14 protein-coding genes are annotated in these 13,304 nt (G+C 47.4%); all 14 read left to right on the top strand.

Annotated features, from left to right (window positions below):
• The first annotated feature begins 13 nt into the window (after positions 1-13).
• On the top strand, positions 14-415 hold the full coding sequence (locus SIK69_RS07000) for an InvB/SpaK family type III secretion system chaperone (RefSeq protein ID WP_319629296.1): 402 nt from the start codon (positions 14-16) through the stop codon (positions 413-415).
• Positions 415-1,707, top strand: coding sequence for a type III secretion system ATPase SctN (gene sctN, locus SIK69_RS06995; RefSeq protein ID WP_319629297.1), 1,293 nt, complete (start codon positions 415-417; stop codon positions 1,705-1,707). The genes SIK69_RS07000 and sctN overlap by 1 nt, the downstream gene beginning before the upstream one ends.
• Positions 1,697-2,143, top strand: a complete 447-nt coding sequence (locus SIK69_RS06990) for a SpaM family type III secretion system protein (protein ID WP_319785724.1) — start codon at positions 1,697-1,699, stop codon at positions 2,141-2,143. Before sctN ends, SIK69_RS06990 begins: the two co-directional genes overlap by 11 nt.
• On the top strand, positions 2,131-3,165 hold the full coding sequence (locus SIK69_RS06985) for a SpaN/EivJ family type III secretion system needle length determinant (protein ID WP_319785723.1): 1,035 nt from the start codon (positions 2,131-2,133) through the stop codon (positions 3,163-3,165). The genes SIK69_RS06990 and SIK69_RS06985 overlap by 13 nt, the downstream gene beginning before the upstream one ends.
• Complete coding sequence (locus tag SIK69_RS06980; RefSeq protein WP_319629300.1) at positions 3,162-4,109, top strand: FliM/FliN family flagellar motor switch protein; 948 nt, start codon at positions 3,162-3,164, stop codon at positions 4,107-4,109. Before SIK69_RS06985 ends, SIK69_RS06980 begins: the two co-directional genes overlap by 4 nt.
• Positions 4,096-4,764: an EscR/YscR/HrcR family type III secretion system export apparatus protein gene (locus SIK69_RS06975; protein ID WP_319629301.1), complete on the top strand. Its 669-nt coding sequence runs from the start codon at positions 4,096-4,098 to the stop codon at positions 4,762-4,764. The genes SIK69_RS06980 and SIK69_RS06975 overlap by 14 nt, the downstream gene beginning before the upstream one ends.
• Positions 4,765-4,776: 12 nt before the next feature.
• Positions 4,777-5,034 (top strand): EscS/YscS/HrcS family type III secretion system export apparatus protein, encoded by a 258-nt coding sequence (locus SIK69_RS06970; RefSeq protein WP_167575681.1) that lies wholly within the window; start codon positions 4,777-4,779, stop codon positions 5,032-5,034.
• A 2-nt stretch (positions 5,035-5,036) separates the two neighbouring features.
• Entirely contained in the window at positions 5,037-5,813 is a 777-nt protein-coding gene (gene sctT / locus SIK69_RS06965) for a type III secretion system export apparatus subunit SctT (RefSeq protein ID WP_319629302.1), read from the top strand.
• A 19-nt stretch (positions 5,814-5,832) separates the two neighbouring features.
• The gene (locus SIK69_RS06960) at positions 5,833-6,897 is read left to right on the top strand and encodes an EscU/YscU/HrcU family type III secretion system export apparatus switch protein (RefSeq protein WP_319785722.1); all 1,065 of its coding nucleotides are present in this window, start codon (positions 5,833-5,835) and stop codon (positions 6,895-6,897) included.
• A gap of 81 nt (positions 6,898-6,978) precedes the next feature.
• Positions 6,979-7,485, top strand: a complete 507-nt coding sequence (gene sicA, locus SIK69_RS06955; RefSeq protein WP_319629304.1) for a type III secretion system translocator chaperone SicA — start codon at positions 6,979-6,981, stop codon at positions 7,483-7,485.
• A 53-nt stretch (positions 7,486-7,538) separates the two neighbouring features.
• Positions 7,539-9,431: a type III secretion system translocon subunit SseC family protein gene (gene sctE / locus SIK69_RS06950; RefSeq protein ID WP_319785721.1), complete on the top strand. Its 1,893-nt coding sequence runs from the start codon at positions 7,539-7,541 to the stop codon at positions 9,429-9,431.
• 18 nt (positions 9,432-9,449) lie between these two features.
• Complete coding sequence (locus SIK69_RS06945; protein ID WP_319629306.1) at positions 9,450-10,559, top strand: hypothetical protein; 1,110 nt, start codon at positions 9,450-9,452, stop codon at positions 10,557-10,559.
• A 56-nt stretch (positions 10,560-10,615) separates the two neighbouring features.
• Entirely contained in the window at positions 10,616-11,755 is a 1,140-nt protein-coding gene (locus SIK69_RS06940) for an IpaD/SipD/SspD family type III secretion system needle tip protein (RefSeq protein WP_319785720.1), read from the top strand.
• Positions 11,756-11,767: 12 nt separating this feature from the next.
• Positions 11,768-13,304, top strand: a 1,537-nt coding sequence (locus SIK69_RS06935) for a hypothetical protein (RefSeq protein WP_319785719.1), incomplete at its 3' end; no start/stop codon positions are given.

Raw genomic sequence — 13,304 nt, 5'->3', positions numbered from 1 at the left:
GGAGTTAACAGTAATGAATATTGATATCGTTTCTTTAGTTAGTGCGGCACTCGTTGAAAGCGGCTGCGATGAATCGCTGCTGGGGGATTTTGACGCCCACTCAACGATTTCGCTCGATTTTGAAAACTCGCCAAGCCTGTTAATTAGCATGGTGGATGACAATGTCTGGATCTGGTCAAAAATATGTGAGGCCCATGAAACCCTTCTGCATCACAGCGCCAGTGCGATTCTGGAAAAGATGATGAGCGGCTGCCAGTTTTCAATCACCGAGCAGCTCCAGCTAACGCAAAATGATGGCTACCTTGAGCTTCGCGGAATGGTACATCCTAGCTACCTGGAGAGCAGCCAGCGCTTTGCCGATGCGCTGGACGAATTCTTTTCCCACCAGGAAGATTTTCTGAGGCTTATTCGTTAATGACTATTGGAATGCTATTACGGCAGCAGGCTCATCCTCTGCGTTTGTCCGGCCCGTTGATCGAAGCAGTTTTGCCCGGGGTAAAAGTGGGAGAGCTTTGTGAAATTCGCCGCAGCTGGGACGAACCGGAAGTTGTGGCCAGAGCGCAGGTACTAGGATTCCACGCCGATCGAACGATCCTCAGTTTGATCGGCACCGCCCAAGGCTTGTCTCGGGATGCTGTGATTAGCCCCACCGGTGCGGGACTCTCGGTCACCGTGAGTCATGAATTACTGGGCTGTGTACTCGACCCGGCTGGGAATATCGTCGAACGATTTGGTGAACAGTATGAAAGCTATGCCAGGCAAGTTCGTCCTGTTGATGCCGCTCCGCCTTCCTATCAGGACCGCGTCGGTATCCGTGAGCCATTTTTAACGGGCGTACGCGCAATTGATGGGCTCATGACCTGTGGCATTGGCCAGCGACTTGGAATATTTGCCGCCGCTGGCTGCGGTAAGACAACATTGATGCATATGCTGATTGAACAGTCTGAGGCGGATGTTTTTATTATCGCTTTAATTGGCGAGCGTGGCAGGGAGGTTACCGAATTCTCAGAAGCCTTGCGCCAATCTGAGCATCGCCATAAATGTATTCTGGTTTATGCCACCTCAGATTATTCGTCACTCGATCGCTGCAATGCCGCGCTGGTTGCCACAACCGTCGCCGAATATTTCCGAGATTCAGGAATGAATGTCGTGCTGTTTCTTGACTCGATGACCCGCTATGCCCGCGCACTGCGTGATGTTGCGCTTGCCTCCGGCGAGTCGCCAGCACGAAGGGGCTATCCGGCATCGGTATTTGATGCACTGCCAAAGCTGCTTGAGCGGCCAGGCTGTACCCGCGATGGCAGTATTACCGCCTGGTATACCATTTTATTGGAAAGCGATGATGAGCCGGATCCTATCGCCGATGAAATTCGCTCTATCCTTGATGGGCATCTGTATTTGAGCCGTAAGCTTGCCGCAAAAAATCATTATCCGGCCATTGATATCCTCAATAGCGTGAGTAGGGTTTCAAGCCAGGTTTGTGACGCGGAGCACCTGCAGCTGGCGGGTGCCGTACGGCGTATTCTGGCCAAAATCGAAGAGCTGCAAATATTTGTCGATCTTGGGGAGTATCAGGCGGGTGAGAATGCGGAGAACGATCGCGCGATGGAGTTGCGCGATTCGATATTAACCTGGCTTCGTCAACGCGGCGATGAGCATGCCAGCTTTAATCAGATCCTGCAGGAGATGAGACATTTTGCGTCGTAAAATACATTCACTGATTGTGCGCTCGGAATTTAAGCTACAACAGAATGATTTTCTGATCGCCAAAAATGAGAGTGAGCACAAGAGCCTCAGCAGCAAAATAGCGGATTTCCATCAGGAAATGGATGCGGTGAAGTCGCTTAGTCAGAGTCTCTATCCTCAGGGAGTCCTTAATAAAGAAAAACTGCTGGCAATTCAGCGTCGTCAAGGGGTGCTAAAGCGAAAACTTGCCGATATGAAAATGCAGGTATCTCAGGTTCTGTTAGAGAAAGAGCGTTGTGAAACAGATAAGGAAACACTCTCTGAAAAAAAGAAACTGTTTCTCAAGAAAATCGATAAATACCATTTTCTGAGAATGAGGGATCGCCGGGAAAGGCGGCTAAGGGAGGTGCGAATGGAAGAGTCAGAAATTGAAGAGAGGGTGTCATGGCAACGATAAATAACGTAACTAATTATTCCAATATTCCGCAGCCTAATCAGGTTTCAGGTGAGTCCAAAAAACTCGATGATATTGTTCGAAAGAAAAAAGTTGAAGATAAAGATGTCCAGACGGCATTACCCACTGCGTTAACCGGCGGCATCGTACAGCAGAATTCATTGCTGCGTCTTTCGCTTGCTTTGCGTGGACACGATGAAAAGGTCACGGAACGCAGTCCTAAAGCGGTTGTTGCCGCTCCGGACGTCATCGCTAAAGTGATGACGGTTGCTGCCGCTCCAACCGCCATCGCTAAAATGATGACGGTTGCTAACGCTCGAACCGCCATCGCTGAAGTGATGCCGGAGCAGTTGCTTGCCAGCGAAAAGTCTGCCGTAGAGCAGAGCCTAAAAACTGACAAACCTGCGGAACGAAAAGAGTTCGGAGAGGTTAAAAAAGTTGTTATAGATCCGGCTCTGGCAAAAAGCCCACCGAGCGAAGGGGTCGGAACCAATCCTGAGAGCCGTGCCGCGACGCCAGTGACCGTGGCGGATAGCATTAAAGTAGCCCAGCAAACTGATAACAGGCCGACGGCAGAGCAGGAACACCGCGATGTATCAGATAAGCCGCTCAGCCATAGAAATGATGTGACATTGATACCGCCGCAATCGACGCAGCAGGGCGCACGACACGTTGAGATGAAAGAGAGCGCAGGGGTGAAAAGAGAAAGTCAGCAGATGCTCTTACGCAATGCGGAGGGCGTTGATGCTGGGCGCACCGTAGCGAACGAACCCGTCAAGAGCAGCAGCAACCTGACTTACAACTTTTCGGAATGGGGAAGCGGCCATCGAGTCAATGTGCAACTCACTGCCCAGCAGGGTATGCCGCTAGTGCTCAGCCCATCGGATAACCTTGTTCAGGATCGCCTTGCCGACCAGGGCGGGCAGGATGAGCGCGGGCAACCGCTGTGGATATTCCAGGATGAACAAGATCAGCAGCAATCCCGTGGCGGTAAACCGCCAAAATATGCTGAGGAACCAATGTGATCAGAGAACATTTGCGGCGCTATTCCAGAGAAGAACGGGCCTGGCATCAATGTATTGCCTACTGGAGTACCCAGGGCTATCAATTCGAGCAAGGCATAGAAGCGGAAGGACCTCTGCTGCATTTTACTACCGATAACGGCTGGGAGGGCTTCATTGATCTTCGAGACTGGTATGCGAGTGTTATGCCGCAGCAGGCACGGATGGCCAGCGCATCCTGCACTGTTGAACAGTTGAAAACGTTGTTTCTCAACAGCACTGAACCGCTGGTCGGGCTACCTGCAGGGCTTGAATATCAGCGCGTTGAAAGCCGGGGCCTGGTGGAAGACACGAAAACCGTTAAATCTTTGTTTTCATGTTTACTTCCACACGGCCGAATGTGGTTGAACGGTAAACGACCGGACGCTATTTCTCCGCCAGAGCGCGAAAGCGCAATGGACATTGCCCGTGTTCCCGTGACGTTGTTTTTTGAAATAGGGCATAGCTTCATCAGCTATCGTCTGTTGAAAAAAATTCGTTGTGGCGATGTTTTGCTGGTTAATCATGTTGAAAACAAAATGAAAATTCACGGTGAGTCTCTCGCTAAATTTGTCCGCAATGAGGAAGGTTTTATGTTTGATGTTGAAGATGGTCATGAATATATCGAAAACGCCGACTCTGTCGCTGCCGATGAATCATCAAGTTCGGTTGAAAAAACAGGGTTACTGCCTGTAGAAAAGGTCAAGATTGAACTTGGTTTTGTATTACAGAGAAGCACCGTGAGTCTTCAGGCGCTTGAAGCGTTTTATCAGGGTGAGATTTTGCCTTGTAACCTTGATGCTGAGAAAAATATTGAGATTACCGCCAACGGCGCTGTCGTAGCAAGGGGGGAGTTGGTATGGTTTGACGAGCGGTTTGGCGTGGAAATTAAAGCGTTATGCCATGAGGTCAATAATGATCCAAGGTAATGATATTTCGCTGATTGCCATCCTGGCTTTCTCCACGCTGCTGCCGTTTATCATTGCCTGTGGGACCTGCTACATCAAATTCTCGATCGTATTTGTGATGGTACGCAACGCCCTCGGCCTGCAACAAATTCCGTCAAATATGACGCTGAACGGCATCGCTTTAGCATTATCTTTTTTTGTGATGATGCCGGTGGTCAAGAACGGTTATGAAGAATATAAACGCTCTGATATGGATACCAGTAATCCAGAATCAGTGGCGTATTTCATCGAGCATGGCCTGGATAGCTATCGTGACTATCTGCAAAAATATTCCGATCCTGAACTTACGCAATTTTTTGAACGTGTTCAGTTACAAAGAGATGCAGATACGATGGGGGCCGCCGAGGAGGAGGAAAAACCTTCTATATTATCGTTGTTGCCCTCTTATGCGCTCAGCGAGATAAAAAGCGCCTTTATCATGGGGTTTTATATCTATTTGCCTTTTGTGGTGATTGATTTATTGGTATCCAGTATTTTGCTGGCTCTCGGAATGATGATGATGAGTCCGGTAACGATATCTGTACCAATAAAATTGGTGCTGTTTGTGGTCATGGATGGATGGACGCTATTATCCAAGGGTTTAGTTTTGCAGTATATTAATCTGGCCACTTCATAGGTTTTTATAACAATGAATGAAATAGCATACGCGGGTAATAAAGCGCTGTATCTGATCCTCATGCTATCGGCGCTCCCGATTATCGTGGCGACGGTTGTTGGCCTACTGGTCGGTCTTTTTCAAACGGTTACGCAGCTGCAAGAGCAAACATTACCCTTCGGCCTGAAGCTATTGAGCGTGGCTTTATGTCTGTTCCTGGTCACCGGTTGGTATGGTGATGTGCTGGTCGGGTTTGCTAAAGAGGTGATCCGCATGGCAATGGTAAGCTGACGATGTACACGTTACTTTTTTACGATCTACATCGATGGTTATACGAGATGGCTATGGCATCGGCGAGAGTAATGCCCGCCTTTATCTTATTACCCTTTTTTAACTCCAGCACCCTGACCGGGGCTATTCGTATGCCGGTTGCCATGCTGGTTGGCGTTTCTCTATGGCCTTATTCTGGTGCTCCAATCGCCGGTTTTGACAATGCCTGGTTTTTAATTGTTATTGCTAAAGAGCTAATGCTAGGGCTGATTATCGCCTTTTTTTTGTGTTTGCCCTGCTGGGTGCTTCATGCCACCGGCAGCTTTATCGACAACCAGCGTGGGGCAACGTTAAGTAGTTCTATTGATCCCCTTTCTGGTGTTGATACCTCGGAGCTAGCCAATTTTTTTAACTTATTTGCGGCCGTGGTGGTGTTGCAAAATGGCGGGCTACTGCTGCTGCTGGAAGTTTTTGAAAGGAGCTATCTTCTTTGGGCCCCCTATCAAATGGAAATGCCGGGTTTTATGCTGGTGGTTAAATTTATCACGCTGGTCATCAGCCACGCGGTTGTACTTGCCAGTCCGTTGATCATCATTTTTTTGCTTACCGAACTCTGCCTTGGCTTGCTTGCTCGATTTGCGCCGCAGCTTAACGCCTTTGCATTAGCATTGACCGTGAAAAGCATCATCGCATTTTTCCTTCTGCTTCTGTACTTCACGCCAATCATTCCCGGGAAAATAATGTCTCTACAGATTGTCCCGGATATTTTAAATGGATGGTCAGTTAAAACAATTTATTGAGTAACCAGTCGAGGGGTAAATGTCAGGAAGTAAAACCGAACAGCCAACAGCGAAGAAGAAAAAAGAAGCCGCCGAAAAAGGACAATCTTTTAAAAGCAAAGATCTGATTATCTCCTGCTTAATACTGGTTGGTGTGCAATACCTTATTAATACTCATGATGCCGTGGAGTTTATGACCCTGCTACGCAGGGTCATTGAAAACGGTTTCGCTAATGACATGGAGGGATATGCTAAAGCCGTTTTCTGGACCGGTATCAAGATATTTCTACCTTTTTTATTGCTTTGCATCGTGGCATCGGCGCTACCTGCGCTCTTACAAACGGGGTTCTTGCTCGCTAGCAAGGCTCTTAAGCTTAATTTTTCAGCGCTTAACCCGGTGAATGGCGTTAAGAAATTGTTTAGCTTGAGAACCGTAAAGGACGTCATCAAATCATTACTGTTTTTGGTCAGCTTTGTGTGTGCTGCCATCATGTTCTGGAATAAGAATAAGGTTACAGTTTTCGCTCAGGTCAATACAGATGCGGTCAATATGTTCCCAATATGGGCCCAACTATTTGGCTCGTTGGTTTATCTTAGCCTGGGTTGTGCATTAATGGTGTTACTTCTTGATGCCCTTGCTGAATATTTTCTGCACATGAAAGATCTGAAAATGGATAAGCAGGAGGTCAAAAGAGAGCATAAAGAGCAGGATGGCGATCCGGAGATTAAATCGAAGCGCAAAGAACTCCATATGGAATTGCTCTCCGATCAGGTGAAATCTGATATTGAAAACTCCAAGGTTATAGTCGCGAACCCAACCCACATCGCGGTCGGTATTTATGTCAACCTTGAAGTGGTTGGGATACCCTTTATTTCTGTGCTTGAGACCAATCAACGCGCCCTGGCCGTCCGCGCGTATGCGGAGAAAGTGGGGGTGCCGGTTGTAGAAAACATCCATCTTGCCCGACGCATATACAAAACGCACCGTCGATATTCATTTGTTAGCCTCGAGGAACTCGATGAAGTTATTGAAGTTTTAATCTGGCTTGAACAGGTTGAGAATGCCTGGAAGAGTGAACATGTTACCCCTCCTGAACGTGAATGAGCGTTCTTTGTGCGTACGCCTCAATTCCTTATGTTGTAATGCAGTCATCAGTCGGTGATGACGTAATCAGAGAGTAAATAAATGATGAAGAAAGATATTACCGAGCAAGAGGCATCCTTAGTTCTTACAGCTACTCTGGAACATGGTGCTACGTTAAGAGAAATCCATGGCATCCCTGATAATACCATGGAAAACATTTACGCCCATGCCTACCAATATTACAAGGAAGGGCGATTGGATGAAGCAGAGAATTTTTTCAACTTTCTTTGCATGTATGATCTTAAGAACCCCGATTACTTCATTGGTTTAGGGGCGGTCAACCAGTTGAAGAAAAATTATATTAAAGCCTGCGATTTTTACGCTTTGGCGTATGTGCTGGCTGATAATAATTTCACCCCAGTATTTTACTCGGGGCAGTGCCAGCTATTAATGGGTAATTTTGTTAAAGCCCTTCAAAGCTTTGAGATTATCTGTAATCGTTGTCCCGACGAGGCCTTGGTTAATAAAGCGAAGGTATATATGAAAACCATTCGAAGTAATCGCTTCGAACAAGCAGAGAGTGAAGATACCCAGGAGGTGGAAGCGTAATTTTTAAAGTGTCTGTTTAAGTGCTGAAAGCAAATAAGTTATAAGGAAATAAGATGAGTTTAACTTTATCTAATAATGTCCCCGCTGCGAATGTGACCAATTCCACAGTGTCCAGCGATGCCATTAGTCACAAAACGCATATTTCCAGCACTCAAGGCGCGCGGATTAATTTGATCGCGCAGCAAAAGAGCATGGATGAAATTGCAACGGGTGTTTCTGATGAACTTGCTCAGGATGTTGAAACTGAGATTGACCGGCCCGTTATTCGGCAGTCAACCGGTAAGCTGACCAATAAATCGCAAATGCTGTTAACAATGCTGCGTTATCAGTCGGCCAGCAACTCGATGAGTGAGAGTATGTTGGCCAACGCGGCGGCTGTTTTTAATGCCCAGGCCAATGCTAATATTCAGAAGGCCCAAGAATTATCCACCGAACTTGATAAGTTAAAGGAGGAATTTGATACCCAGTCAGGCGTGATTAATAACATGCAGGACGCCTTTGATTCGGCGAAAACGGATTGGGGGAAAGCTAACAGTAAGTTAACCGATGCGCAAAATACACTTAATAACTTGCTCGACGATCCCGATGCGCAAAGCGAAGACATTCAAAAAGCGCAAACGGCCGTTGCTGAGGCCCAGCAGGGATTAACCCAGGCTGCGCAGGCAATGTCCACCGCTCAGCGTAATCTCGATAAGGCGCTGGACGGCGGGCAAAAGATACTGAATAACATCAACGCCAAAACGGCTGAGATGAATACCAAATTTAGCAACGTTCAGTTTAACAATCCAGCAAGCAAAACTGCAGAACAGCATTCAGAACAAGCACTTACCCGCACGGCAATCATGATCCAATTGATTACCGAGTTCATCATGAAGATGGATGATGTTTCTTCTGATAAGCTTAAAAATGATCTTGAGATCAACAAGATGCAAACTCAGGCTCGTCAGGCCGAAATGAAGCGTAAATCTGATGAGTATGAAGAGCAGGTACGCAAAGCCGAGGAAGCGCAAAAAACGGCAGGATGTATCGGCAAAATTTTAGGCGGCCTGGCTGTCGCTTTCGGCGCGATTACCACCATTTTTGGCGGCGGCGGCGTTGCGCTGATGGCCGTTGGCATTGCCCTGATGGTTGCCGACCCAATTGTTGAAGCGATTACCGGTCAATCGCTGACAGGCATGATCATGGATCCTCTTATGGAACATGTCCTCATGCCGCTAATGAATGTTCTTGGTGATATTGTCAGCGCGATCTTTGATTATACCCCGTTGGGGCTGCTTTTGAACGCTATTGATAAAGCAACCGGCGCTAACATGATGGACACGATCCATACTGTGGTAACCGCGGCGGTGGCGATTGCCGCCATTGTTGCTGTGGCCTTTGTTGCCAAAAGCGCGGCAAAATTCCTGATTGAGAAAATGTCGCAGGCGATGACCTCTGCCATCGTTCAAACGGTGAAAGCGGCCATTGCTAAAGCGATAAATAAGCTCATCCCGACGCTGGTCAAAAATGCTGCGAAGCAGGGAGCAACTGCCACCAGGGCGGTGGCGTCGCAGGTTTCGAAAAGCATTCAAAATGTTACCCAGAGTGTCACTAAAAATGTTACTGGCTTTCTTAAAGGTAGTGAGTCGACCGTTCTGAATAATCTTAGCAAGATTAATATGAACCATATCATGATGGCGAACGTCGGCGTTAACACTTCCAATGGCATTATCCAGTCTGGCATGAGCATGAATATTGCCAATATTCAGCTGGAAGCCCAGAAAGCATTGGCAAGTGTCCAACTCGCGCAAACCGATCTGAAGATACTAAGTGATATCATCACCAGTTATTTGTCACGTTTCAAACAAGATCAGGATCAAGTGCAGAAAATGGGGCTGACGCTCTCTGATATGCTGCAAAGCCAGGCAGCAGTCGGTGCTTCTGTTATTAAAAATATGAAAGCTTAATTTTATTCAGGATATATTATGACTACTATTTCTAACTCTGTTGTATCACAGCGTCCAATTACCACGCTCGATAATAATTCCTATGTAAAAAAGGCCGAGTCGGCACCGTTAAAATCTCAGGAGATTGCGCAAAGCACGGCTACGCCTGTATTTGTAGACAGCGCGGCAAAAGATGTGGTGTCTGCGGCAGCGCTAAAAAACATCGCTCCTGATATTGTGCCTAGCCCAGTGCAGGCTGACCCAGAGGCCTTCTCTAAACAGGTTTCTCAGGCTTTGGGTTCTGTGTCTAATTTAACCCAGTCCGAAGCCTCAAAAGCCATGGAGCAGATGAACGATTCTCTGGTTGTTCTTTCAAATAAGAGCGGCTTCGATATCACAACTATCGCCAATGGGTTTAGCGGCAAAGCGGCAGAAGTTCTGCAAACGATTTGCCTGGCCGCACAATATAGCCAGTCCATTATGCGTGAACAGTCTAGTGCCAATAACATTATGGCGCGCAGCCTGGGTGAGATGAGCTCTAAGCAAATTGTTCAGGCCGGTATCGAAAATAAAACGATGGTGGATAAACAGGCCGGTATTGCGTTAGCGACGACGGCAGTGTCCGGCGGTATCCAGACCAAAGCGCTGAGTAATTCAAACCAGGCGATTAAAGTCCACGGTTCAAAATCTATCAACCTTAAACGCGAGTCAGATTCTCTTAGCGCCAGCGCAGCACCAGGCTCACGTTCGAGACTGGATAAGCTGACGTCACAGGATGCCTCTGATATCAAGCTGCTCAAGAAAGAGTCTAATCGATTAAAGCATGACTCTTCGGACGAAAATCTGCAGCAACAACTGCGCGCGAATGATGCAAGCAAACTGCAGACGCAGGGGATGATGCTTGGTCAGGGAGGGCAGTCGGTCGCTAACCTGGCTTCTTCAAACGGTCATGTGGACAAAGCCAACGCTGAAGCAAACGCCCAGCTCCTGAAAACGGATGAAAGCGTCTTTGCATCTCGTAAGGAATCCGATGAACGCGAGCAGCAGGCAATTGGCCAGTTCAAGGCTGAATTGATGCAATTGCTTAACCAGATTCTTGCTAACCGTGCCGGTACCGTCAGGGCCATGACGGCTAACCTCAAAGGTTAATTCTCCTGTTTTAATCAAGTCTAGCCTCCTGATCCGGGAGGCTTTTGAGAGCAAAAATGCCGATTAATACTATTACGCCGAACCCTACAACTTCAGCCTGGTTATTAAACAAAACGCTGGAGAGTGACTCGTCTGTTGATAATAGCCAGGATCTGAATGCGGCAAATGATACGACCCAGGTATCAACCACCACGGTCAAGAGCCTGCTGCCAGCATCTGTTGTTCGCGATCTGTTAAAACCGATGCCATCAACCAGTGATGATGCCGCGAAGCTTAATAAGCTGCTGGAAAATGGGCAGATGACAGAATTTCAGAATACGTTGCAAGTTATCAAGGCTAAAAATGCCATGACGAGGCTGGCGGTTGAGCAGAAGAAAGCGCTGCTGGCGGGCATTGCTGAAGGGCTATCTTCATCAACCAGCGCCGCTGAGGGCAGCGCCAGCGACGAGACGCCAGCGGCGTTGACCCAGCCCGACCTGGATTTTCTTAATTCGGCCAACAAGGCGGCGACGTTTACCCGCGACACGCTAACGGCTGGCGATGGCGTTTCGGAGGCGGACCTTCTTAGCATATTCAATGAAGTGGTTAAGAAAAGTGAATATTCCACTTCTAGTAGTAAAGAGATTTGCGATGCCGTCGCCGATACAATTGCCTCAATGGGCGAAAACTATCTCGATGTTTTTCAAGAAGCTGTGGAAGCCTATGCCAGCTTTTATGCCGATTTTTCTGATGCGATGGCGAATCTGAAAAAATACATCACTGTTGATGGTGAAGATATTAAATTTGATGGCAGGGGCTTTGCTGCTGAATTAAAAGCTGTGATTAATAAGTACAGCGGTGATGCTGGGGTATTATATAGTGCTTCCTCCCCTGAGGAGGCAAAGGCATGGGCTAAAGAAATGGGGCTTGATCCTGATAAATGCGTCAATGGAAATGATGTTCGCATAGATTTGTCATCGGTCAAAAAACTACAGTCAAGCTCTTATTCCGATTACAATAATAAAAAACTTAACTCGGCGCAGTGGGCAGCATATCAAAGTAGTGTCGATATTGCGAAGGATTCTGTGCAGACTGGTATGCAGTCACTGACGCAGAAATATTCAAATGCAAACTCGACCTTTGATAATTTAGTCAAAATATTGAGCAGCACAATTTCTCAGCTTTTAGATTCTGACAAGTCCTTCTTTAATATTTAACAGGGAGTCGTTATGATACCTTCTTCAAGCGCGGCGTCCGCATCATTTCGTTTATCATTCAATAACTCTGCAACTCAGGCGCGGGGACCGTTTAATAAACTTACTGGCGTTTCCAACACCAACTCACAGCTTGTGCGCAAAGACGCCGAACAACAGTTTATCTCTCACTCTAAATCTGTTAGTGAGCTCCTGACCCAGGCCGTATCGCTTGCGAAGAGCACGCTAAATACCAGCGAAACAGATTCAGCGCATACCGTTCAACGTTCAGTGAGTGGCAATATCTCGTGCGATACCGTTGATAGTCGTGCCGACGTCGCTCAGGTCTCTCGTGGGGCCGGCAGCGCATCGCTGAATGAGAAAATAGCGGTTGCACTGGATAGCCTCCCGTCTGGTAGGCAGTTCTCTGTCGGCAAGTCAGAAGCAGCAAAGACAGAACTGTTTAATGACTTAACGTTTTCATTTAAAGACAATACGCTAGATAAATTCGCTGCAATTATTGAGAACGCTGACGGCAAAAGCGACAGAAGTTCAAAAGCCATGCAATGCGTTAACGATTTTATGGTCATGCGGCATGAGATAAAATCGCGCCTTTCGCCTGACGACAGCAAGACGCTAAAAGAGCTTGATAATGTCACCAAATCTTTCATTTCCAAAATTGTCAAAAACGGCGTGGGAATGAATTCTTTTGCGGCTGGTTCAAGTAAGAATTACTCCGGTTTAAAACAGTTTCAGGGCATCTGTAACAAACTTGTTGCGCTCGACAAGCAGTCTCAGGGGGCTTCTGGCCTGAGTCATAACGTCGACATATCAAATCGTATTTTAAATGCACTGAATGCTGCGGGTTTGAGTCACGAAGAATCTCTTCAGGTGGAAAGCCTTTTCAGGGATTCGATCGAACAACATAATGATATGCTCTCTGGCATCAATAATAGCCAGAATTTGACACCCTTTGAGCAGGCACAGACCCGGCTTGGCCATGAGACGATCATATTCGATCTGTTAGCGAATAAGCTGGCTGATATGGCGCAGCCTAAAGCGGATGACGCTGCCAATACAGGCCCTGAGGTTAAAGCGGGACCTTCGAATCAACCGGGTATCAACATTACGATCAATGCCCCGTTTACTTACTCCTACCATGAAGGCAACCAGGGGAGTGAGATCCCGGGCATGGTCTCTGGAAGTCAACCGGCCTCAGCGACAACGCCCGATGCGACCCAGACAGATGAGACGGCAGAGGTGGGAACATTGTCTGAGGATATTGATTCATCTACTGATCCTCAACAAAATACTCAACGCCGTGAGGTGGAAAACATCTTTGAAAGGTCAGTTCAGCAGACACCTGATCTTTCTGAGCGGCATATTCAGACAACATCAGCCGCCGGGTCCCCGGGTCAATTAGTTAGTCGTGGTTCGGGTGATGCCACTGATGCTGTAAATGAACAGCATCACGATGTTACTGATGCGGTGACGGGGCCAGCCGTTCAACCTACGCGTCAAGATACTCAACGCCGTGAGGTGGAAAACATCTTTGAAAGGTCAGTTCAGCAGA

Source organism: Scandinavium lactucae, assembly GCF_033843265.1.
Lineage (GTDB): Bacteria > Pseudomonadota > Gammaproteobacteria > Enterobacterales > Enterobacteriaceae > Scandinavium > Scandinavium lactucae.
This window is presented reverse-complemented; position numbering and strand designations above follow the sequence as displayed.